The following is a 21,750-nucleotide window of genomic DNA, read 5'->3' on the forward strand; positions in this document are numbered from 1 at the left end:
TCCAGGAAGGCGGCGACGTGGCCCATCCCCTACCCACCGATCCCGAGCTCCCGGCCGCCCCGCCGGATCGGCGGGCCCAGCGGGCGGACACCGATTCGGCCAACACGTCGTTTCTGGCCGAGGAGATGTCGCCCTGGCTGACCCCGGCCTATGGTGCGGCGAACGTGGTGATGCAGCTGGCGAATGCGGGCGTGGCCTACGGCGTGATGGAGAGCACGGTCGACAGCGGCAACCTGCACAAGCACCCCTTCAAACGGGCCCGCACCACGTTCACCTACATTGCGGTGGCCATCGCCGGAAATGCCAGCGATCGCAGGGTGTATCGGGAAGCGGTCAACGCCGCGCACGTCCCGGTGCGGTCCGGTCCGCACAGCCCGGTGCGCTACAACGCGTTCGACCCCGCGTTACAGCTCTGGGTGGCGTCCTGCATGGCCGCGGTCTTCGAGGACACCCGCAGGCTGCGGGGCGGTCGATCCCGCCACGACCGCGAAACGATTCACCGGGCCGCATCGGTGTTCGCCACCACACTGCAGGTGCCGCCCGACATGTGGCCCGCCGATCGGGCGGCCGCCGACCGCTACTGGCAGCAGCAGCTCGACCGGCTCGACTTCGACGAACGGATGCGCGTCTATCTGATCGGCATCGCGCGCCTGAACTTCCTGCCCGCCCCCATCCCGGCGCTGTTCGGCAGCTGGAACCTGTTCATGACCCTGGGCTATCTGCCCGCGCAACTGCGGGACAAGCTCGGGTTCGGCTGGTCGGACGCGCAGCAACGCCGGTTCGACCGCTGGCAGCGCGTTCTCGGGGTGCTGGACCTGTTCACGCCGCGGTTCTTGATGCGGCTGGGCGTTCATGCGGTGGTGTGGGACATGCGGTTGCGCCGCATCACCGGGGCGACCGTGGTGTGACCCGAACTCTCGCCTAGCAAAGGAGGAGCTGCATGACGACGTCGGCGAGTTTCCTGGGGGGCAGCGGACCCGGCGCCACGTTCAAACCTGATGCGACGCAACGTGAATTGGCGGACGACGTCCGGTGGTTCGCGGGCTCGCCCTTGGCGGCGGCATTCGGTCGGCTGGCCCTCGACCAGGTGGCGCACCGGGAGATCGCCGCGGCGGTGGACCGCAGCGGACGGTTCGCCGACAACTTCACCGACCGCGGCATCCGCAGCGCCGCGTTCACCGCCCTGGCCACCTTCGGCGACAGCTCCGACGTGCGGACGTCGCGGGCCGACCTCAAACGATTGCACCGCGATGTGCGGGGCACCGGCAAGGACTCGTTCAGCGACACCCGATACAGCGCATTGGATCCCGAGGTGTGGATCTGGGTGGCTGTGAGCGGGCTTAACCTCCTGTATCAGGCGTATCTGCGGGTGTGCGGTCGTCGGCTCACCGCCGCCGAGAAGGAGGTCGTCTACCAGACGCTGCGGGCGGAGCTGCAATTCCTGGAATTGCCCAGCAAGCAGGCGAAACTGCCGGCGACCCTGCACGACATGCTCGAGTACTACAACGCGGTCGCCGCAAAAGATCTGTCCGACAACGACTTTCTGCAATTCGCCAACCGCAGCTTCGTCGCGCCGCCGATCCCGAAGTTGTTGCTGCCCCGGCGGATCCGGCCACTGCTGCGGCTGGTATGGCCGGTGATGACGACGCTGGCGTCCCGGCCGGTGGTCGTCTGCTCGGCCGCGGTCGCCCATCCCACCATGCGCGGGCTGCTCGGCGTGCGGTGGGGCACGCGCGAGCAGCTCGAGTTCGCCGTCTACGTTGCCGCCTTGCAGCTGGGCTGGCGATGGTTGCCGCGCCGGCTCACGCTGGAGCCCCTGGCCTACAACCGGTACCAGTACGAGCGGCTGCGCGACCGCTACCGCTCGGTGCTGCTCGACTCGTTCGCCGCGCCGGGCCGCGCCTGACCCGCGCCAGAGGTCGACGCTGCGGCGCACCCGCAGGCATTGACCGCACCCGCGGGCGAATACGCTGATACCGCGCAGAAACGACGCGATATCCCGATCGGCTGGAGGCCAGATGGTAGACCCCGCGATGGTGCTGGGCCTGATGCCCGACGGTCTGGCCACCCTCGACCCGACGGCCCGGACCATCGTCACCGCGGCCCGCACCTGCTTCACCGAACGCGGATTCTCCAACACCACCATGCAGGACATCGCCGACACCGCCGGTGTCGGTGTCGCCACGGTCTACCGCCGGTTCCGGCACAAGCGAAACCTGGTGCGGCTCACCATCATGGACGAATCGCTGCGGCTGAGCACGCTGGTCTCCGAGGTCGCGGGCCGGGCGGCGACACCGGAGGAGGGGATCGCGGAAGTCTTCGCGGCCTTCGTCCACGAGGCCTCCGCGCCCAAGCTGCTCACCCGCAGCATCCGCGAATCACCCGCCGCCGGTGAACTTTCCGCCTACCTCACCGATGAGAACCTGATCGCCATGACCCGCGGCTACATCGCCACCTGGCTTCGTCGATGGCAGGAACGCGGCGAACTGGCCGCCGATCTCGACGCCGAGGTGGTCGGCGAAATGATCGGACGGCTGATCATCTCGCTGGTCAAGACGCCGAAATCGGTCATCCCGATCTACAACCTGAATCAGGCCCGCGACTTCGCCCGCCGCTACCTGGTGCCGCTGGTGGTGCAGGCCCCGGCGCCGGCGCCCGGCTGAAACTCGACGCGCGACCGTCAGGCGAAGGCCTCCACCGGCGGGCACGAGCAGACCAGATTGCGGTCGCCGTAGGCGCCATCGATGCGCCGCACCGGCGGCCACACCTTGGGCCGGAACTCCTTGCCCAGCGGATAGGCGGCCTGCTCCCGCGTGTACGGGTGATCCCAGTCGCTGACGACCAGGCATTCGGCCGTGTGCGGTGCGCCGCGCAACGGGTTGTCGTCGACGGTCCACTCCCCCGCGCCCACCCGGTCGATCTCGCGGCGGATGGCGATCATGGCGTCGCAGAAGGCGTCGACTTCGGTCAGGGTCTCGCTCTCGGTGGGTTCCACCATCAGCGTGCCGGCCACCGGGAAGCTCATGGTCGGCGCGTGAAAACCGTAGTCGGCCAACCGCTTTGCCACGTCGTCGACGGTGACACCGGTGGATTTGGTGATGCCGCGCAGATCCAGGATGCACTCGTGGGCGACCATGCCGTTCTCGCCGGTGTAGAGCACCGGGAAGTACTCGTCGAGGCGCCGGGCGATGTAGTTGGCCGACGCGATCGCGGTCAGCGATGCCGCACGCAGGCCGTCGGCGCCCATCATCCTGATGTAGGCCCAGCTGATCGGCAGGATTGAGGCCGACCCGTAGGGCGCCGCGGACACCGGGTGCCCCTGGGGCAGCTCGGGGGCGTGCGGGTGGCCAGGCAGGAACGGCGCCAGGTGCGAGCGCACGGCCACCGGCCCGACGCCCGGTCCGCCGCCGCCGTGCGGGATGCAGAACGTCTTATGCAGGTTCAGGTGGCTGACGTCGCCGCCGAACTTGCCCGGCCGCGCCAGACCGACCAGCGCGTTGAGGTTGGCGCCGTCGACGTACACCTGGCCGCCGGCGTCGTGCACGGCCGCGCAGATCTCGGCGATGTCGTGCTCATAGACGCCGTGCGTGGACGGATACGTGATCATCAGCGTCGACAGCCGGTCGCTGTGCTCGCCGACCTTGACGCGAAGGTCGTCGAGGTCCACGTCGCCGTTGGTGTGACAGGCCACCACGACCACCCGCATCCCGGCCAGCGCCGCCGACGCCGCGTTGGTGCCGTGCGCGCTGGACGGGATGAGGCAGATGTCGCGGTGCGGTTCCCCGCGGCTGGCGTGGTAGTCGTGAATGGCCAGCAGGCCGGCGTACTCGCCCTGCGAACCGGCGTTGGGTTGCAGCGAGACGGCGTCGTAGCCGGTGATCTGCACCAGCCAGGTCTCCAGGTCGGCGATCAGGCCGCGCAGCCCGGGGGTGTCGGACGCGGGCGCGAACGGGTGCTGGCGGGCGAACTCCGGCCAGGTGATCGGTTCCATCTCCGCGGCGGCGTTGAGCTTCATGGTGCAGGAGCCCAGCGGAATCATGCTGCGATCCAAGGCAATATCTTTGTCGGCCAGCGTGCGCAGGTAGCGCATCATCGCGGTCTCGGTGCGGTACTGGGTGAACGCGGGGTGGGTCAAGAACTCCGAGGTGCGGGTTGCGAGGCCGGCGCACATCGGCTGGGCGGCTTGCACGCCGAAGGCCTCGAGCACGGCGGCGACGTGCTCGTCGGTGGTGACCTCGTCGCAGGCCACCGACACGTGGTCGTCGTCGACCCGCCAGAGGTTGATGCCGTGGGCCTTGGCCGCGGCGATCACCTCGGCGGCGCGTCCGGGCACGCGGGCCAGCACGGTGTCGAAGTACGTGTCGTGCACCAACGCATCGCCGAGGGCGGCGGCGATCGCCTCGGCGTGACCGTGCACCCGGCGCGCGATCGCGGTCAGGCCCTCGGCGCCGTGGTAGCTGGCGTACATCGCGGCCATCACGGCCAGCAGCACCTGCGCGGTGCAGATGTTGCTGGTCGCCTTGTCGCGGCGGATGTGCTGCTCGCGCGTCTGCAACGCCAGCCGGTAGGCCGGTGACCCGTCGGCGTCCAGCGACACGCCCACCAGCCGGCCCGGCAGCTGACGCGCGTGGTTGGCGTGCACCGCCAGGTAGCCGGCGTGCGGCCCACCGAATCCCATTGGCACACCGAACCTTTGAGTGCTGCCGAAGGCGACGTCGGCGCCGATCTCACCGGGCGGCGTGATCAGCGTCATGGCGAGCAGGTCGGCGCCCACGGCGATCAGCGCGCCCCGGTCGTGCGCCTGCTCCACCAGGCCCGTCCAGTCGGTGACCCGGCCACTGGCCCCGGGCAGCTGGGCGATGACGCCGAAGAAATCGCCGTCCGGAAGACCACCGCGCAGGTCGGCGGTGACGATCTCGATGCCCAGCGGCTTGGCCCGGGTGGCCAGGATGGCCGCGGTCTGCGCGAAGACGTCGGCGTCCACCGCCAGGCGGTTGGCCTTCCCGCGCGCCGCGCGGTGCATCAACGTCATGGCCTCGGCCGCCGCGGTGCCCTCGTCGAGCATCGAGGCGTTGGCGACCTCGAGGCCGGTCAGGTCGGCGACCATCGTCTGGAAATTCAGCAGTGCCTCGAGGCGGCCCTGGCTGATCTCGGGCTGGTACGGCGTGTAGGCCGTGTACCAGGCGGGGTTCTCCAGGATGTTGCGCAGCAACACCGGCGGCGTGAGCGTGTCGTAGTAGCCCTGCCCGATCATCGACACGGCCACCGTGTTGGCCTCGGCCAACGCCCGCAGCTCGGAAAGCGCCTCGGTCTCGGTGGCGGCCGGCGGCAGCCGGTCGAGACCGGGCGCGGCGCCACCGTCGGTCAGCCGGTCCAGGATACCGGCCGGAAGCGCCTTGGCGGCCAGTTCGTCGAGCGAGTCGACGCCGATGACGGCGAGCATGGCCGCGACGGCCTGGCCGTCCGGGCCGATGTGCCGAGCCGCGAAAGTGTGTTGATCGGACACTGGAAACTCCTGAGTAGGCGGGCAGAGACATATCGAGGCAGAGGACTAACGGCCCTCTCCCTCTGTCTTCACCCGTTCGCCGGGCGCCTGAGAGATTCGGTGCCCGGTGCTGCCCGAGCGCCTTTCCCCATCGGCGGGCGCAGACCACGGGGGTCCTCGCCGCTTTCCAGAGGCATCATGATTTCGCGCGGTCCGGGTGCCTGAGAGGTTGACGGAGAGGTGTTGCTCCTTCGGCGCCCGTGGCTGGCAGCCACGGAACTCTCCCGCTCGAATGCGATGCGCAGCCCAGTTTACTCGGCCGCTCGGAGCCGGCGCGGGCGCGCCGCTCAGCCGATCTTGCGGTCGCGGTGCTTGCGCCGGGACGCCAGCTCGTCCTCGGGCTCGGCGATCGACTCGCCGCCGTCGGCCCGCTCGCCGGGGAAGTCCGCGATGACGCCGGTCAGCTCGCGCATGGCGCCCGACACGGCGATGCCGAAGACGCCCTGCCCGCCCTGCAGCAGGTCGACGACCTCTTCGGCCGACGTGCACTCGTAAACGGTGGTGCCGTCGGAGAACAGGGTGATGTTGGCCAGATCCTGGACACCGCGCTGACGCAGGTGATCGACCGCGACGCGGATGTTGTGCAACGAGATGCCGGTGTCCAGCAACCGCTTGACGATCTTGAGGACGAGGATGTCCTTGAACGAGTACAGCCGCTGGCTGCCGGAGCCGGCCGCGCTGCGGATCGACGGGACCACCAGCGAGGTGCGTGCCCAGTAGTCCAGCTGCCGGTACGTGATGCCGGCGATCTGGCAGGCGCTCGGACCGCGGTATCCGACCAGTTCGTCGGGCACGGAGTCGTCCGGGAAAAGTCCGGGCTGCACGGGTGCGCTGGCTACGGTGACGGGACGGTCACTGGCCGCCGGGTTACCGCTGTCGGCTAGGTTGAGCTGCTCTTGGCGTGGCTGCTCGCTCACGGTGGTTCCTCTCCGCGATCGCGCTCTCGTCGTTAGCTGCGTCTATGGCTGCATCGCAGCCACGTTTGCTCAGGCCCGAGTGCTTGTAGAGCTTACGCTGATAGCCGCCGCGCCTGTAGTCGCGATCAAAGTATGGCTGCCGCGTGGCCAAGTGCGCGGGCTATCCGACAGCGTGTCGACATCGCGGTGTGCTTTGAGATGCATCCGTGATGTCTCCGGCCAGGCTAAACGAGCCGGGCCCGCGGCCCCAACCGCTGGTGGGCGCGTCAGGTGGCCTTGAAATCGTCCGGGGACACGCTGTCGAGAAATTCTTTGAACTTCTCCACCTCGTCCTCCCGGACGGCGGTGCCACCTTCCTCGTCGCTCTCGTCGGGGATCAGCAGGCCGGCCTGGGCGAGCACGCCTTCCTCGACATAGATCGGAACGCCGACCCGCAGCGCGATCGCCACCGAGTCCGAGGGCCGCGCCGACACGGTGATGTTGCGGTCGAACACCAGGTCAGCGTAGAAAGTGCCCTCTTGCAGATCAACGATCCGGACCTCTTTCAGCGAATGCCCAAGCGCGGCAATGACATCCCTGATCAGATCGTGCGTCAACGGGCGCGGGGGCTCAACGCCTTGCTGCTCGAGAGCGATGGCGGCGGCCTCCGACTGACCGATCCAGATCGGAAGGTAACGGTCACCGTTGGTTTCGCGCAGTAACAGCACCGGCTGGTTCTGCGGCTGCTCTACGCGAATGCCGACAACACGAACTTCACCCATTTGTGTCTGCCCTCCGCATTAGTGGCGCCGGTTGGATTGGTAACCGCCAGTGGACGGCGAGGTCAAAAATCCGCCCTGCTGCCGAAAACCAAGCTGTCGACCGAAGTCTAGTCCTCAGCGATCCAGAACGTCGCGAACGGCGGATTTGATCAACGACGTGTGCAACGTGATAGCGAGCGCCGCGACCTCGCGCGCCAAATCGTCTGCGCGATCGCGGGCACCGGCCTTGCCGGCTTTGACTACCGGCCCGGCGATTTGGGCGATCAGGTCCGACTGGCGATCAGCGGCCGAGCGGAAGGCGCGCAGATGCCGCGGCTCGACACCGTAATCCGACAGCGCCCGCGCGCACTGCAGGATGACGACGGCGTGCTCGTCGAAAAAACCTGCGGGCCCGGTGGTGATGACCCCGGCCTTGAGGAGCGCGATCAGCAGGTCGTCGCCCACGCCCGCGCGGTTGAGCAGCTCTTCGCGGCTGAGCCGGACGTGACTGGGGGCCACCGCCGAGGTGTCAGAGCCCGCGTCCGCCCCGGCGCCTTCTCCGGCGCCCGCCACGGACACCAGGCGCGGCACGGAATACGGACCCTTGACGGGCGGCAGTTCACCGTCGGGCTGGGCGTCCAGTTGCGCCCTGATGACCTTAAGCGGCAGGTAGTGATCACGTTGCGCGGTAAGGATGAACCGCAACCGCGCGCAGTCATAGGCGGTGAACCTTCGATACCCCGACGCGGCCCGCTGCGGCGTCACCAGCCCCTCGGCCTCCAAGAAGCGGATCTTGGAGATGGTGACATCGGGGAAGTCCGGCCTCAGCAGTTCCAGGACCGCCCCAATCGACATCCCGGCCAGTGCCGAGCTATCGGGTGCGCTCACTAGCCTGAAGATCCTCCATCCTCACCCTGCTTGGGTCCGGTCAGAAACACCAAGCGGAACTTGCCGATCTGCACCTCGTCACCGTTGGCAAGCACCGCGGAATCCACGGGCTCACGATTGACGTAGGTGCCGTTGAGACTACCAACGTCGACCACGCTGAATTCGTTGTTTTCCAACCTGAATTCGGCGTGCCGGCGGCTGACGGTCACGTCGTCGAGGAAAATGTCGCTGTCGGGGTGCCGACCGGCGGACGTGGTGGGCTGGTCCAGCAAAAACCGCGAGCCCGCGTTCGGTCCACGCTTGACGACCAGCAACGCCGAGCCGGCCGGGAGTCCTTCGACTCCGGATACCGCGCTCTCGGTACCCGCCTGTGCGGGAGCGTCCAGCTCGTTGAGGAAGTCGGCACGGAAGACCGAAGTCGTCTCCACCGTGACTTCGTCCGAATTCTGGTCGTTGTCCATGTCCGTCACGCGCTGCTCCTCACTGGCTGCTGTGGCGTTGTCTGTCCGGGCCGCTCGGCCGGCTTGTGCACCAGGTTTGCTTGCCCGGTATGCCGTTTACTGCCGTTTCGTACGTTCAAGAGTTTTTCACGTGTCTTTCAGCGATCTTCGAGAGACTTCAAAGGTCGATGTGTCGACGGTACCGCGCACCGGCTTGCAATGCGCCCACCACCTGACGATCCGAAACCTCGATTTCCCCGCACCCTGGCTGCACCGCGCGCTGGCCGCGCGGGGCTGCAGGGACATTAGCAATCGTCATTCGGTGAGCGTTCCGCGGTAGGCCTCCGCGTCGAGCAGCGAAGAAATGGCCGACTCCAATTCGCCTGCGTCGGATACCTGCACATCCAGCAACCAACCGCCCCCGTACGGGTCGGAGTTCACCAGTTGCGGACTGCCGTCCAGATCGCCGTTGACGGCGGACACAGTGCCCGACACCGGGGCGTAGAGGTCCGACACCGATTTTGTCGATTCGACCTCGCCGAAGGATTCACCCGCGGTCAGTTCGGTGCCCACGTCGGGCAGCTGAACGAAAACGACATCGCCCAACGCCGACTGCGCAAAATCGGTGATGCCCACGCGCACGGTGTCATCCCCACTTCGACGAACCCATTCGTGTTCGGCGGTGTAGCGCAGATCGGGCGGGATATCGCTCACGGGTGATCCTGTTCTGTTCGGATGGTGCTCACTTGACGGGCTGAGCGTATTGGTGCGGTTTTGGTTGCCGCAAGGTGGTGACGTCCACTCGGTCGGCCTGCTGCACGGACATTCGCGCACCGACGCGCTTGACGGCGTCCTGCGCGCCGCCGGGAATGTTCATCGCCGCGGCCAGGGTGGGCGGATCGCCAATCGCCAGAATCGAATACGACGGCGACAGGGTTTTGGAGTCGATGATCAGCGACCCAGGCGTACCCACCACCCAGGTATCGACACCCACCCGCACCGATTGGTGTGCGTCGTTGACCTCGATGGCCTCGGCGCCGGCGGCGCGCAACTCGTTGATCACGTCGAGCATCGCCTCGGGCGAAACCCCGGGTCCGGGGTCCTCGATCGTGATGGTGACGCCGGGGCCGGTGGCGCCGACCGCGCCGACCAGAATGGACAGCGCCGCCAGCCTGGACTGCGCCGACTGGATGGCGGCCTGGTCGTTGTTGCCGGACGCCTGCAACGAATTCAGCGTGTTCTGTAGCTCGTTCACCTCGGTGTTGAGCGTGCCCTCGCGCTGCCGCAACGAATCCAGCAGCACCAAAAGGTCTGCGGGGCGGGCCGTCTCCAGCGCGTCACCCGATTCGGTCTGGCGGACCTGGGTGACGATCGCCAGCCCCAGCAGCAGGCACAGCATGGCGGCCAGCGTCCCGAACACCATCCGGGACCGGCCGCCGCGCACCATGCCGGACAGCCCGGTGCGGTGCAGCGGGCCGATCTCCGGACGGGGGCTTTTCGCGGCCAGTTCGTGACGGCCGCGCGGCGCGCCCTGTTCCGGCGTCGCACCGGGGCGACCGGCCCCGGTTGGCCCGTCGCCACTTTGGCCGCCGGCGGCGCGTCCGTCAGCGTTGCGATCTTCCGGATCCTGGCTCACGTTGACCTCACGTGGCTCACGGCGCCGCTCCTCCTCATCGCTTCGCTCTGCATCGTCGCCGGCGCGCCTCACGCCCCGAACAGCCGGCGGCGCAGCGCGGCGGCATTGCCGAAGATGCGGATGCCCAGCACGACGATGATGGCCGTGGACAACTGCGTACCCACGCCCAACTGGTCGCCCACGTAGACGATCAGGGCGGCCACGAAGACGTTGAACACGAAGGAGACAACGAAGACCTTCGGATCGAAAATCCGCTCCAGGTATGCCCGTAACCCGCCGAACACCGCGTCCAGCGCCGCGACGACGGCGATCGGCAGATAGGGCTGGACGACTTCGGGCACCGCGGGATGAAAAACCAGGCCGAGCACGATGCCGATCGCCAGGGCTGCGATACCGATCATGCTTGGTTTCCCGTCCGCGTCTCACACAGGGGAATCTGTCGGTTCAGGACTTCTCTCACTGTGGCCCAATCTGCTTGGCAAATTTGACATCTCGCGTCGATCCGGCGGGAAGCGTCAGTCCGTCGGCGACGTCCACGGTAACCACGACGCCGTAGGAGATCTGCAGCAGCCTCAGTCGCTGCATGCCCGGGCTGTTGTCGAAGACATCGCGCATCGCGCGCGGCGGCCCGATCGCCAGGACCGCGTACGGACTGCTGGTCGGGTTGTTGTCGACCAGGATCGCGCCGCCGGCCTGCCGGATGGTGACGTTCGGCCCGATCCGCACGCCGCCGACGGAAACCGCCTCGGCGCCGCTCGCCCACAACGAGTTGACCAGCAGCTGCAGATCGCGGTCCAGAATGATCTGCCGGCTGCCGCTGACCCGCTGCTTGGATACGTCGGAAAGGTTCGGGCTGGCACCGGGATCGGTCACGGTGACCTTCAGCCCGGGCCCGATGATCGCCGTGCTGGCCGCCGCCAGGCTGAGCGCGTCAAGACGTTTCAGCAGCCGCTGCCCCTCGGCGTCCTCGGCCAGGGCGTGCCGCTGCACGTCGTCGACGCGCCTCGCCAGCTCGCTGCGGCGCTGGTTCAGCTTGGCCGCGGAGCCCTCCGTCGAGCGCACATTGCCCAGCAGGAGCTCCTGCTCGGACCGCATACCGGGCGCCACCGAGCGAGCCTGGGCGACCGCGGCGGCGAAGACCGTCGCGATCAGCAGCGCCGCCACCGCCTGCCAGAGCCAACCGAACACGCGCTGACGTCCGTCGCGCGGCGCGTCGGCGGACCCGCGTTTGGCCGCCGCGGCGGCATAGCCGGGGTCGAGGTGCTCGGACAGCAGCGCGCGCAGCAGCGACGGCACCGGGATGTGTTTGGGCCGCGACGCCACATGCGCGCCGTGACCGGCGTTGGGGTCATAGCCGCCGAGCAGGCGGTCGACGTCAGCCATGGTCAGCCACCTTCGCCGCGGCCGACGGACGAGAAGCGCGGTCGACCTTGGGCATGCGTCGCAGCACCAGAATCATCTGCACCGCATATTGCACGAACGCCCACAGGTAGGCATACATGCCCCAGATCAAAAACGCCCACCCGCAGGCGCCGATGACGCGGCTCCACAGCGCGTCCCAGGTGCCCAGCAGCACCAGCGGAAAGCCGGACATCAGCGCGAACGTCGCGGCCTTGCCGATGTAGGTCACCGGCAACGCCGACAGCCCGCGGCTCCACAGCAGCGGCAGCGTGGCCGCCAACAGGCCGTCGCGCGCGAGCAGGACGACGACGAACCACCACGGCACGATTCCGCTGAACGCCAGCACGATCGGCACCGCCACCATGTAGAGGCGGTCCACCGCGGGGTCGAGCAGCACACCGAGCCGGGAGGACTGGTTCAGTAGCCGGGCGATCTTGCCGTCGGCCCAGTCCGAGGCGCCGCTGAACATCAGGATCGCGACGGCCCACCCGTTGGCGTGCGCGACCAGCAGGGCGTAGACGAACACCGGGATCAGCGCCAGGCGCACAGCGCTGAGCACGTTGGGCACCGTCAGCACCCGGTTGGGCGGAAGCACCGGCTCCATGTGCCGTGACATTAGCCCAACCGCGAGAGCGCGGCTGGCCACGCACGCGCGGTTAGCGGAAGACCCCGGGCAGGCTCAGGGTGGACAGCGTGTCGTCCGACAGCGGGTTGTCGTTGACCATGTACGTCCACGTCGAGGTCGGCCGCGCCAGCTTGGACAGGTCTAGTCCGGGCTCCTCGTCGAGCACGTTCGCGGTCTCGAATGTCTGCTGGGCGGCCTCGATCGCGTCCGCGGCCAGCGACGCGAACGCGTCGACCGCCAACCGGTGGAACTCGTCCAGCGGGTTCTGCCGGCCCAGCGCGCGCAGGTGGATGCTCTCGCGGATGTCGGCCAGATATGCCAGGTGGTCGGCCCAGCCGCGGTCGAGGTGGTAGAGCATGATCTGCCGGCAGATCGTCTCCAGGCGCTCTTCGGAGATTCCTTCGGTCTCGGCCAGCTCCTCGTAGCGCTTGGGCGCCAGCTCGGCGAGCTCCTCGCGCGCGGTTGGGTTGCGCAGCAACGTATTACGCCGATCGACGATGATGGCCCGCTGCTGGGCGATCAACTGGTTGTAGCGCCAGGTGTTCGCGTGCACGTCCAGCATCCGGCCCTCGGCCACGCGCTGCGCGTGGTCGAGCAGGCCCGCCGCCTTCGGGCTGACGATCCTGCCGTCCTCGTCGGTGTCCATTGGCAGCTTGTTGTGGTCGAGGTTGGCGGCGACGACATCGTCCTCCCAGCTGGAGAAGAAGACGGACGACCCCGGGTCGCCCTGACGGCCGGCGCGCCCGCGCAGCTGGTTGTCCAGGCGCTGGGTGTGGTGCCGCCCGGTCCCGACGACGTGCAGCCCGCCCAGCTCGGCGACCCGGTCGTGGTCGGCTTCGTCCGAGCCGCCGAGGCGGATGTCGGTCCCGCGCCCGGCCATCTGCGTCGAGACGGTGACCACGCCGAACTTGCCCGCCTCGGCGATCACCTGGGCTTCCTCGGCGTCGTTCTTGGCGTTCAGCACGACCGCGGGCACGCCGCGGCGCAGCAGCCGCTCGTGCAGGTCCTCGGATTCGGCCACGTCGCGGGTGCCCACCAGCACCGGCTGCCCGGTCTCGTTCACCTCGGCGATGTGCGCGACGATCGCGTCGTTCTTGGCGGCGGCGGTGATGTACACCCGGTCGGACTCGTCCTCGCGAATGTTGGGCTCATTCGGCGGAATTGGCGATACGCCGAGCTTGTAGAACTGGCGCAGCTGCTCGCCGGCGGCCAGCGCGGTGCCGGTCATGCCGCACACCGTCGCGTAGCGGTTGATCAGCGCCTGCACCGTGATGGTGTCCAGCACCTCGCCCGTCTCGGTGGTCTCGATGCCCTCCTTGGCCTCGACCGCGGCCTGCAGGCCGTCCGGCCAGCGCTGCAGCTGCGCGATTCGCCCGCGCGCGGCGTTGATCAGGTGCACCGCGTCGTCGCGGACGATGTAGTGCACGTCGCGCTGCAAAAGCACGTGCGCGTGCAGCGCGACGTTAATCTCGGTCAGGGTGGTGACGACGTGTTCCTCGGAGTAGAGGTCGATGTCGCCGAGCGCCTTTTCGACCTTGCGCGCACCCACCTCGGTCAGGTGCACGTTGCGGCTGTCGGCGTCGGTGTCGTAATCGGTGCCGGCCTCGAGCTGGCCGGCCAGCTCGATGATCTCCAGCCGCGGGGTCTCGCGGTGCGTGGTTCCGGCCAGCACCAGCGGGACCAGCGCCTCGTCGACCAGCACCGAGTCGGCCTCGTCGATCAGCGCCACATCCGGATTCGGCGATACCAGGTCGGCGACGTCGGTGACCAGCTGATCGCGCAGCACGTCGAACCCGATCTCGTTGACCGAGGCGTAGGTGACGTCGCAGCCGTACGCGGCCCGGCGTTCCTCGCTGGTGGACTCGGCGGTGATCCAGCCGACCGTCAGACCCATGGCCTCGATGACGGGGCCCATCCACTCCGCGTCGCGACGGGCCAGGTAGTCGTTGATGGTCACGACGTGCACGTGCCGCCCGGCCAGGGCGTATCCGGCCGCGGCGATCGCGCCCGCGAGCGTCTTGCCCTCACCGGTCGCCATCTCGATGACGTCGCCGGCCAGCATGCGCAGCGCGCCCAGCAGCTGCACATCGAACGGCCGCAACCCGCTGGCCCGCTCGCCCGCCTCGCGCGCGATGGCGAGGAACTGCGGGATGTCCTCGGAATCCGCCAGGTCCTCGAGGTTGAGCAGCCCGGCCGCCTTGCGCAGCTGCTCGTCGGTCAGCTTGGACGCCTCGTCGTCGTACTCCGACGAGGCGGTGACCTGGCTGAGGGAGCGGTTGCGGTCCTTTTCGGTGCTGGCGCCGAGCAGCTTCCAAAAGCGGCTGCTCAGCCGGCCGGGTTGAGCGCGGGTCGTCTTAGGCACAGGTCAACGGTACGTGACCCGCCCCCGGGCGCGAGCGGCTGCGGGCGGGCTCACGCGAGGTTCGAGCGGCGTGGATAGGCGACGTCGGGGTCGGTGAGCACATTGACGACAGCGGGCAGCCCGCTGGCGAAGGCGCGTTCCAGCGCGGGCCGCAGGTCGCCGGGCGCGGCGACCAGCTCGCCGTGGCCGCCCAGCGCGCGCGCCACCTCGTCGTAGCGGGTCCCCGGACGCAGCTCGGCCACCACCGAGTAGCCATAGAGAGCCTTCATCGGGTGGTGTTCGAGCCCCCAGATGCCGTTGTTGCCGATCACGGAGACGACCGGCACGTCGTGCCGGACCAAGGTGTCCCATTCCATGCCACTGAAGCCGAACGCGCCGTCGCCCTGCAACAGCACCACCTGACGGTCCGGGTGGGCGAGCTTGGCGGCCAGCGCGTAGCCGGGGCCCGACCCCAGGCAGCCGAAGGGGCCGCTGTCCAGCCAGCAGCCCGGTTGATAGCTGTCGATCACCCGCCCGGCGTAGGACCCGAAATCACCGGCGTCGATGACGATGATCGCGTCCCGATCCAGCATGGGTGTGAGCTCCGCGTACACCCGCATGGGGTGCAGGGGGCTGCGGTCTTCGGCCAGCTCGGCCTTCTCCTTGGCGCGCGAGGCGGTCTCGGCGGTGCGCAGTTCCCCGATCCAGTCCCGGTGGTCGGTCCCCGTGGCGGGGGCCAGGGCCGCGAGGATCGTCAACAGGTCGCCGTAGAGCTCAGCCTGCACCGGCCGCGGATGGCGGCGTTCCGGCTCGACCCGGTCCGCCACGATGAGTTGGGTCTGCTCCCCGAACACCGCGCCGAAGCCGAGCCGAAAATCCATCGGGACCCCGACGATCAGCGCAACGTCGGCCTCCCCCAACGCTTTTCCGCGAACCCGGGAGAACGCCAACGGATGATCGGCGGGAATGGCACCGCGGGCCATCCCGTTCATCAGCACCGGGATCTGGAGTTCCTCGGCCAGGCGCAGCAGCGCCGCTTCCCCGCGCCCCCACCAGACGTTGGTGCCCGCCATGATCACCGGCCGCTGCGCCGCGGACAGCAGCGCGGCGGCGCGGCTCAACGCCTGGCCGTCGGGTGCCGGACCCGGCGGCAGGTCGACGAGGGCGCCCGGCCGGCCGTCATCCTCGGACATGGAGAACGCGTGGTCCATCGGGAAGTCGACGAACCCCACCCCCGACGGAGCACCGACCGCCGCGCGCAGCGCGTCGTCGACGAGCCGGCCGGCGTCGTCGGCCGACTGTGCGGTGGCGGCGAAGCGGGCCAGCGGCGCCACGAACGGCACGTGGTCGATCTCCTGCAGCGAGCCCATGCCCCAGCGCTGCGCCGGCGCCCGTCCGCCCAGCACCACCAGCGGCGACTGGTTCTGCTGCGCGGCCGCCATCGCGCTCATCCCGTTGGTGATGCCCGGCCCCGCCGTCAGCGCGGCCACGCCCGGCGTCCGCGTCACCTTCGACCACCCCTCGGCGGCGAAGGTCGCCGTCTGCTCGTGACGGGTGTCGATCAGCCGGATACCCTCGTCGCGGCACCCGTCGTAGATGGAGAACAGGTGGCCGCCGGACAGCGTGAAGACGGTGTCGACGCCGCTGGCCCGCAGGCGCCGCGCGACGAGCCGGCCGGCATGTACGGTCTGGCTGGATGGAGCGTCGATGCTCATCTGCGCAGCCTATCGAGAATCGCTCGGGTAGCTTGCGGGGAAGTGCCGACCGCAGAAGGAGACGCCGAAATTGGACTCAAAGCTGTTCAAACCGTCCATCGATTGGTCGTCGGCATTTCAGGATTCACTGCGGTGGCTCGCCATCGCGTGGGTGATCGGTGCCATCTGTCTGCTGGCCGCGCTGGTCGCCGCCAGGTATCTGACCCCGTGGGGCCGCCAATTCTGGCGGATCACGCGCGGCTACTTCGTCGGACCGACCAGCGTCAAGGCGTGGCTAGGGCTCGGTGTGCTGCTGCTGCTGGTGCTCTTCTCGGTCCGGCTCAACGTGCTGTTCAGCTATCAGAGCAACGACATGTACACGGCGTTGCAGGTGGCACTTAAAGGGCTCGCCACGGGTAATGACGAGGTCAAACGCTCCGGGATCCACAACTTTTGGGTCTCACTCGGGATCTTCATCCTGCTGGCGGCCATCTTCATCGCCCGGGTGATCCTCGACATCTACCTGACGCAGCGGTTCATCATTGCCTGGCGCATGTGGCTGACGGGCCATCTCACCGACGACTGGCTGGCAGGCCGCGCGTATTACCGGGACCTGTTCATCGACAACACCATTGACAACCCCGACCAGCGCATCCAGCAGGATGTCGACATCTTCACCGCGGGAGTCGGCGGCACCCCGAACATCCCGTCCAACGGGACGACCAACACCCTGCTGTTCGGCGCCGTCAACGCGGTGGCATCGGTGATCTCGTTCGCCGCGATTCTGTGGAATTTGTCCGGGAACTTCGATCTCTTCGGCGTGAACGTGCCGCGTGCGATGTTCTGGACCGTCCTGATCTATGTCTTGATCGTGACGGTGGTCGCGATTTGGCTTGGGCGCCCTCTGATTTGGCTGAGCTTCAACAACGAGAAACTCAACGCCGCATTCCGTTACGCCCTGGTACGGTTGCGCGACGCCGCGGAGGCGGTGGGCTTCTACCGCGGCGAGCGCGTCGAACGTGACCAATTGTGGCGGCGCTTCACGCCGGTGATCGACAACTACCGCAGGTTCGTCCGCCGGACCATCATCTTCAACGGATGGAACTGGTCGGCGACGCAGACCATCATCCCGCTGCCATTGGCGATTCAGGCGCCGCGCCTGTTCGCCGGGGAGATCGCCTTCGGAGATGTCACTCAGACCGCGCAGGCTTTCGGCAACATCAATGACTCGCTGTCGTTCTTCCGCAACAACTACGACGCGTTCGCGGCCTTTCGCGCGGCGATCATCCGGCTGCACGGGCTGGTGGACGCCAACAGCAAGGGTCGCGCGCTGCCGGCCATTCTCGTCAAGCCCAGCGAAGAGTCGGCGGTCGAACTGCGCGGCATCGAGGTGCGCACTCCGGAGGGCGACCAGCTGGTCGACTCGCTGGACATCCAGCTCGACCACGGCGACACGCTGGTGATCACCGGCCGCTCCGGGGCCGGCAAGACGACGCTGCTGCGCAGCCTGGCCGAACTGTGGCCCTACGCCTCGGGGACCCTGTGCCGACCCGACGGCGACAACGCGACGATGTTCCTGTCCCAGCTGCCGTATGTGCCGCTCGGCAATCTGCGCACCGTGGTGGCCTATCCGAATTCGCCGGACAACATTTCCGACGAGCAGCTGCACGACGTGCTCACCAAGGTGGCGCTGGCGCCGCTGATCAACCGGCTGGACGAAGACCACGATTGGGCCAAGGTGCTGTCGCCGGGCGAGCAGCAGCGCGTCGCGTTCGCGCGCATCCTGCTCACCAAGCCGAAGGCGGTGTTCCTCGACGAGGCCACCTCCGCGCTGGACGAAGGCCTGGAATTCGCGCTGTATCAGTTGATTCGGTCCGAGTTGCCGGAGTGCGTCATGGTCAGCGTGAGCCACCGGCCCACCGTCGAACAGCACCACGAACAGCAGCTGCACCTGCTCGGCGGCGGCCCCTGGCAACTGGGCCCGGTCGAGAAGGAACCCGCGCAGGTCTAGCGGCTACGCTCCCCCGGCCCGCCGGGCCGCGTGCGCTCCGGCGCGGCGGCCGAAGAACGACCCCTCGCCCAGCTGCGTCCCGCTGGCGTAGCCCTTGCCGTCCTGGGCGAGGTTGGATGCGCACGCGCCCGCGGCGTACAGACCGGGCACCACGCTGCCGTCGGCCCGCTGGACCTCGCCGTCGACCGTCACCGCGAGGCCGCCGATGGTGAATCCCGAGTACATCGCCCGTCCCAGCGACAGGTCGAACACCGCCCACGGGCCATTGTCTTGTGGCGCAAGGAATTCCGGCTGCTTGTGGAAATCGGGATCCTCGCCCGCGGCGGCGTTCTTGTTGTAGCGATCCAGCGTGGCCGCCAGGTTGCCCTCCGGAATGCCAAGCGCCGCTTCCATTTCCGCGATCGTCTCGTAACCGTCGAGGAACCGGATCAGCGGCATGGCCGGCATCTCGGTGTGCGCCTCGTCGACGATGAGGTACGCCGTCTGCTCGGGCTGCTCCAGCACGAAAGCCGAAGTGCGCGAGTGGTAGGAGTCCTCGGTCACGAACCGCTGGCCCTTTTTGTTGACGATCACACCGGTCAGCAGGACCTCGGGAGGATAGGCCGCCGCGGTGATGAACAGCTCGTCCATGTACTTGGTCGCGCCGCCGACCGACACGCCCATCCGGATGCCCAGCCCGTCGTCGTTGGGATTGCCCAGGATATAGGGCGCCACCATGCCGTGATGCTTGGTGCGCCGCTCCTGGCCCAGGGCGGGTGTGTGCTCGGCGACCATCTCCGGGTTCATCGCGAATCCGCCCGCCGCGATGATGACGGACTTGGCCCTGATGGCACCGGTTTCGGTGAAATGCTTCCATGCGACGCCGACCACGGCGCCGTCGTCGCCGGTGACCAGGTTGGTGACCCCGGTCTCGTAGCGGATCTGCACGCCCAGGGCGTCGGCGCGCTTGAGCAGCAGGTCGACGACCATGCTGGCGCCGCCCAATTCGCCGGGCACCGGCACCGAATGCCCGCGCGGTGCCGGTTTGGCCCGCTCGCAGAAGGGCCAAACCTTCTCATTGCCGGTGTAGCTCAGCCCCTCGGTGCCCGGCGGGACGACGACCTTGCCCGGGTAATAGCTGCGCTCGAACTGAAAACCCAGGTCTTCCAGCCAATTGAAATGCTCGACGCTGCCCTCGCAGTAGGCGCGGATCTTGTCGAGCTCGGGTTCACGCGACACCTCGACCAGGTACTTGTACATCTCCTCGACGGAGTCGTCTTGACCGGTTGCCTGCTGCACCGCGGTCCCGCCGCCGAGGTAAAAGTGACCTCCGGCAAGCGAAGTCGTGCCGCCCGCCGCCGCCGCGCGTTCGAGCACCAGCACTCGCGCGCCGGCCGCCGCAGCGCTCACCGCGGCGCAGCCGCCGGCGATACCGAACCCGATCACCACGACGTCGACGTCGTCCGACCACGCGGTCACGCCGTCCGCACTGACTGTTGCCGGTATCTCCGTGCTCATTGGCGCCGCTCCTTCTCATCGCCGGTTTCCGCATCGTCGCCGACGCGGCTCACCGCTGTTCCTGTTTGATGTAGTCGTAAAACGCCCTCATTTCGGGCGAGACGTACGCAAGCTCCACATACGGCACGCCCCCCTGCGGCGCCGACAGGTAGACGAAGTGGATGCCGCCGGGCATCACGCCTCGCTGCACAACCGCGGCGCCCCGCGCGGCCTCGGTCACCGCCGCCTCCAGTCGTTCGGGGCTTTCGACCTCCATGCAGATGTGGTGCAAACCCGGCCCGGATTCGGACAAAAAGTCACTATAGATGTTCTCGCCGCGGACCGGTTGGATCAGCTCCAATTGCATGTCGCCGAGGTAGCTCAACGAGATGCCGGCAAAGAAGTCGGCGGGCCGGCCGTGGTAGCTGCACGCGTCCGGAGCAAAGTGCACATCGGGGATGCGCACCCACTTCCGCACCCCTAACAGGCCGGTGAGGGCCGTTTCGGTGGCATCGAGGTCGGCGGTGACCCAGGCGATTTGCGTCGGTGACTGAACGGGAAGCGTCATCGCCTCGCAGAATAGTCCAGCCGTGGGGCGGCCAGAAAGGGGCCGAGAAACTTTGCCATGGCGGGCCCGCCCGGCCGCTGAATCGCCGGGTGAACACGTTCTAATTCACTCGCCTGGAGCCGCGGACCGTCAGTGCTGGGTGAGGACGTCCACCAGCAGCCGCAGCTGGACGTCGAAGACGGTTTCCGGGTCGGTCAGCGTGTCGGCGCCGTACTGCCCGAACACTTCGAGGCTGATGGCCCCCAGCACCCCGGCCCACAACAAGAAGCACTTGGCCAGCACCCGGTCATCACCGGGGAACCCGAACTCGTGCCGAATCCGTTCGAAGTCGGATGACATCGGTTGCGGGGCAAGATCATTCGTCAGCCGAATATCGCCGGTGGCGATGCCGGCCGCCACCGCGTCGAACAACGCCGCGACCACCCGGGTTCCTACCGCGACCGTGCGCTCGGGCGGCGCGTGATATCCGGGGACGGGGCTGCCGTACAGCAGGGCCCAGCACGCCGGGTGCGCGACGGCCCAGCTCCGGGCGGCCCGCGCGATGGCAACGACGTCGTCGCTCCACAGGTCCCCGACCGTCTGGCGGGCGCGATCCACGGCGTCGGCCAGGTCGGAATAGGCGTCCACCAGCAGCAGGGTCAGCAGTTCGTCGCGGCTGGACACGTAGCGGTACACCGCCGAGGAGACCATGCCGAGGTCGCGGGCTATCGCCCGCACCGACAATCCGGCCGCGCCGCGCTCCGCCAGCTGTCGGTGGCCGAGCTCGACGATGCGCGCCTCGATCTGCTCGCGCGATTCCTGGCGTTTGCCCACGCGGCCAGTCTGGCACAACCGAGAACACCGCTCTTGCTTTCCGTGCCTGGTTGTGGCAGCGTGTTCAAATCAGAGAGCGCCGCTCTCACAAGTTCGACCAGGATTCGCTGAGAGGCCGCACCATGTCCACCACCCGCTATGAAGAACCGAACCGGGTCGCCCGCGCCGCCAACGCGCTCATCCGCTGGCTTGCCGAGGCGGGAATCAGCATCGCCGGGACTCGGGCGCTGCGGGTCCGCGGCCGCAAAACCGGGAAGCAACGTGCGGTCGTGATCAACCTGCTGACCGTCGACGGCGTGGACTATCTGGTCTCGCCGCGCGGCAATACCCAGTGGGCACGCAATGTCCGGGCCGCGTCCGTCGTCGAGGTGGGTCCGCGCTGGCACCGGCGCAGCGTACGGGCCGACGAGGTCGACGACGCGGGCAAGCCCGAGCTGCTGCGGCGCTACCTGGCCAGGTGGTATTGGCAGGTCAAGGGCTACGTCGCCGGGTTGACCCCGGACAGCACCGACGAACAGTTCCGCGCCGCCGCACCGTCGATTCCGGTGTTCGCGCTGACCCCGGTGAGCTGACCACCCCTAGTTGTTCTTCACTGGCAGGTTGTGAACGCGTAGGCGGTCGATGGGTGTTTTTCCGCCGATGCCGGTGTGGGGTC

General features: G+C 68.1%; 20 protein-coding genes and 2 riboswitches. Of the genes, 5 read left to right on the forward strand and 15 right to left on the reverse strand.

What is annotated here, in order from left to right; all coding sequences use genetic code 11:
* Positions 1 to 17: 17 nt before the first annotated feature.
* The 3 genes from ACYQ8K_RS25375 to ACYQ8K_RS25385 all read left to right on the forward strand — a co-directional run bounded on the left by ACYQ8K_RS25375 (position 18) and on the right by ACYQ8K_RS25385 (position 2,663).
* Positions 18 to 908, forward strand: coding sequence for an oxygenase MpaB family protein (locus ACYQ8K_RS25375; RefSeq protein ID WP_459973387.1), 891 nt, complete (start codon positions 18 to 20; stop codon positions 906 to 908).
* A 32-nt stretch (positions 909 to 940) separates the two neighbouring features.
* Positions 941 to 1,906: an oxygenase MpaB family protein gene (locus tag ACYQ8K_RS25380; protein ID WP_459973389.1), complete on the forward strand. Its 966-nt coding sequence runs from the start codon at positions 941 to 943 to the stop codon at positions 1,904 to 1,906.
* 112 nt (positions 1,907 to 2,018) lie between these two features.
* Entirely contained in the window at positions 2,019 to 2,663 is a 645-nt protein-coding gene (locus ACYQ8K_RS25385; protein ID WP_459973391.1) for a TetR/AcrR family transcriptional regulator, read from the forward strand.
* Positions 2,664 to 2,680: 17 nt separating this feature from the next.
* Here the strand turns inward: ACYQ8K_RS25385 and gcvP are convergent, their stop codons facing one another.
* From gcvP to ACYQ8K_RS25445, 12 genes are all read right to left on the reverse strand, one after another.
* Complete coding sequence (gene gcvP, locus ACYQ8K_RS25390; protein WP_459973393.1) at positions 2,681 to 5,506, reverse strand: aminomethyl-transferring glycine dehydrogenase; 2,826 nt, start codon at positions 5,504 to 5,506, stop codon at positions 2,681 to 2,683.
* 52 nt (positions 5,507 to 5,558) lie between these two features.
* Positions 5,559 to 5,684: riboswitch (glycine riboswitch) on the reverse strand.
* Positions 5,685 to 5,782, reverse strand: a riboswitch (glycine riboswitch).
* A 50-nt stretch (positions 5,783 to 5,832) separates the two neighbouring features.
* Positions 5,833 to 6,462, reverse strand: a complete 630-nt coding sequence (locus ACYQ8K_RS25395; RefSeq protein ID WP_459973395.1) for a MerR family transcriptional regulator — start codon at positions 6,460 to 6,462, stop codon at positions 5,833 to 5,835.
* A gap of 266 nt (positions 6,463 to 6,728) precedes the next feature.
* Positions 6,729 to 7,223, reverse strand: a complete 495-nt coding sequence (locus ACYQ8K_RS25400) for a bifunctional nuclease family protein (protein WP_007771374.1) — start codon at positions 7,221 to 7,223, stop codon at positions 6,729 to 6,731.
* A 114-nt stretch (positions 7,224 to 7,337) separates the two neighbouring features.
* Positions 7,338 to 8,090, reverse strand: coding sequence for a transcriptional regulator FtsR (ftsR, locus tag ACYQ8K_RS25405; RefSeq protein WP_459973396.1), 753 nt, complete (start codon positions 8,088 to 8,090; stop codon positions 7,338 to 7,340).
* Positions 8,090 to 8,551, reverse strand: coding sequence for a glycogen accumulation regulator GarA (gene garA, locus ACYQ8K_RS25410; RefSeq protein ID WP_007771376.1), 462 nt, complete (start codon positions 8,549 to 8,551; stop codon positions 8,090 to 8,092). Before garA ends, ftsR begins: the two co-directional genes overlap by 1 nt.
* Positions 8,552 to 8,845: 294 nt before the next feature.
* Entirely contained in the window at positions 8,846 to 9,244 is a 399-nt protein-coding gene (gene gcvH / locus ACYQ8K_RS25415; RefSeq protein ID WP_459973398.1) for a glycine cleavage system protein GcvH, read from the reverse strand.
* 28 nt (positions 9,245 to 9,272) lie between these two features.
* Positions 9,273 to 10,037, reverse strand: coding sequence for a DUF881 domain-containing protein (locus ACYQ8K_RS25420; RefSeq protein WP_459973418.1), 765 nt, complete (start codon positions 10,035 to 10,037; stop codon positions 9,273 to 9,275).
* Between the two features lie 197 nt (positions 10,038 to 10,234).
* A complete protein-coding gene (locus ACYQ8K_RS25425) occupies positions 10,235 to 10,567 on the reverse strand; it encodes a small basic family protein (protein ID WP_064950365.1) in 333 nt (110 codons plus the stop codon).
* Between the two features lie 55 nt (positions 10,568 to 10,622).
* Positions 10,623 to 11,549, reverse strand: a complete 927-nt coding sequence (locus tag ACYQ8K_RS25430) for a DUF881 domain-containing protein (protein WP_459973400.1) — start codon at positions 11,547 to 11,549, stop codon at positions 10,623 to 10,625.
* Positions 11,542 to 12,171, reverse strand: coding sequence for a CDP-alcohol phosphatidyltransferase family protein (locus tag ACYQ8K_RS25435; RefSeq protein WP_459973402.1), 630 nt, complete (start codon positions 12,169 to 12,171; stop codon positions 11,542 to 11,544). The genes ACYQ8K_RS25430 and ACYQ8K_RS25435 overlap by 8 nt, the downstream gene beginning before the upstream one ends.
* A 52-nt stretch (positions 12,172 to 12,223) precedes the next feature.
* On the reverse strand, positions 12,224 to 14,554 hold the full coding sequence (secA2, locus tag ACYQ8K_RS25440) for an accessory Sec system translocase SecA2 (protein ID WP_459973403.1): 2,331 nt from the start codon (positions 14,552 to 14,554) through the stop codon (positions 12,224 to 12,226).
* 50 nt (positions 14,555 to 14,604) lie between these two features.
* A complete protein-coding gene (locus ACYQ8K_RS25445; protein ID WP_459973405.1) occupies positions 14,605 to 16,248 on the reverse strand; it encodes an acetolactate synthase in 1,644 nt (547 codons plus the stop codon).
* Positions 16,249 to 16,318: 70 nt separating this feature from the next.
* On the opposite strand from ACYQ8K_RS25445, the gene ACYQ8K_RS25450 reads away from it, so the two are divergent.
* Positions 16,319 to 18,238 (forward strand): ABC transporter ATP-binding protein/permease, encoded by a 1,920-nt coding sequence (locus tag ACYQ8K_RS25450; RefSeq protein WP_459973407.1) that lies wholly within the window; start codon positions 16,319 to 16,321, stop codon positions 18,236 to 18,238.
* 3 nt (positions 18,239 to 18,241) lie between these two features.
* Here ACYQ8K_RS25450 and ACYQ8K_RS25455 read toward each other — a convergent pair whose 3' ends face one another.
* The 3 genes from ACYQ8K_RS25455 to ACYQ8K_RS25465 form a co-directional block, all read right to left on the reverse strand.
* A complete protein-coding gene (locus tag ACYQ8K_RS25455; RefSeq protein ID WP_459973408.1) occupies positions 18,242 to 19,735 on the reverse strand; it encodes an FAD-binding protein in 1,494 nt (497 codons plus the stop codon).
* Between the two features lie 49 nt (positions 19,736 to 19,784).
* Complete coding sequence (locus ACYQ8K_RS25460) at positions 19,785 to 20,282, reverse strand: VOC family protein (RefSeq protein WP_459973410.1); 498 nt, start codon at positions 20,280 to 20,282, stop codon at positions 19,785 to 19,787.
* Positions 20,283 to 20,411: 129 nt separating this feature from the next.
* Entirely contained in the window at positions 20,412 to 21,095 is a 684-nt protein-coding gene (locus ACYQ8K_RS25465; protein ID WP_459973412.1) for a TetR/AcrR family transcriptional regulator, read from the reverse strand.
* A gap of 122 nt (positions 21,096 to 21,217) precedes the next feature.
* On the opposite strand from ACYQ8K_RS25465, the gene ACYQ8K_RS25470 reads away from it, so the two are divergent.
* Positions 21,218 to 21,667, forward strand: a complete 450-nt coding sequence (locus tag ACYQ8K_RS25470) for a nitroreductase/quinone reductase family protein (RefSeq protein ID WP_459973414.1) — start codon at positions 21,218 to 21,220, stop codon at positions 21,665 to 21,667.
* Positions 21,668 to 21,750 lie beyond the last annotated feature (83 nt).

It is taken from the genome of Mycobacterium sp. MUNTM1, assembly GCF_054660795.1.

Bases quoted from the DNA above. Each gene is read 5' to 3' on its own strand.
- ACYQ8K_RS25380 (WP_459973389.1), top strand. From the start codon at position 941: ATGACGACGTCGGCGAGTTTCCTGGGGGGCAGCGGACCCGGCGCCACG.
- ACYQ8K_RS25385 (WP_459973391.1), top strand. From the start codon at position 2,019: ATGGTAGACCCCGCGATGGTGCTGGGCCTGATGCCCGACGGTCTGGCC.
- ACYQ8K_RS25400 (WP_007771374.1), bottom strand. From the start codon at position 7,223: ATGGGTGAAGTTCGTGTTGTCGGCATTCGCGTAGAGCAGCCGCAGAAC.
- garA (WP_007771376.1), bottom strand. From the start codon at position 8,551: ATGGACAACGACCAGAATTCGGACGAAGTCACGGTGGAGACGACTTCG.
- ACYQ8K_RS25425 (WP_064950365.1), bottom strand. From the start codon at position 10,567: ATGATCGGTATCGCAGCCCTGGCGATCGGCATCGTGCTCGGCCTGGTT.
- ACYQ8K_RS25430 (WP_459973400.1), bottom strand. From the start codon at position 11,549: ATGGCTGACGTCGACCGCCTGCTCGGCGGCTATGACCCCAACGCCGGT.
- ACYQ8K_RS25435 (WP_459973402.1), bottom strand. From the start codon at position 12,171: ATGGAGCCGGTGCTTCCGCCCAACCGGGTGCTGACGGTGCCCAACGTG.
- ACYQ8K_RS25445 (WP_459973405.1), bottom strand. From the start codon at position 16,248: ATGAGCATCGACGCTCCATCCAGCCAGACCGTACATGCCGGCCGGCTC.
- ACYQ8K_RS25455 (WP_459973408.1), bottom strand. From the start codon at position 19,735: ATGAGCACGGAGATACCGGCAACAGTCAGTGCGGACGGCGTGACCGCG.
- ACYQ8K_RS25460 (WP_459973410.1), bottom strand. From the start codon at position 20,282: ATGACGCTTCCCGTTCAGTCACCGACGCAAATCGCCTGGGTCACCGCC.
- ACYQ8K_RS25470 (WP_459973414.1), top strand. From the start codon at position 21,218: ATGTCCACCACCCGCTATGAAGAACCGAACCGGGTCGCCCGCGCCGCC.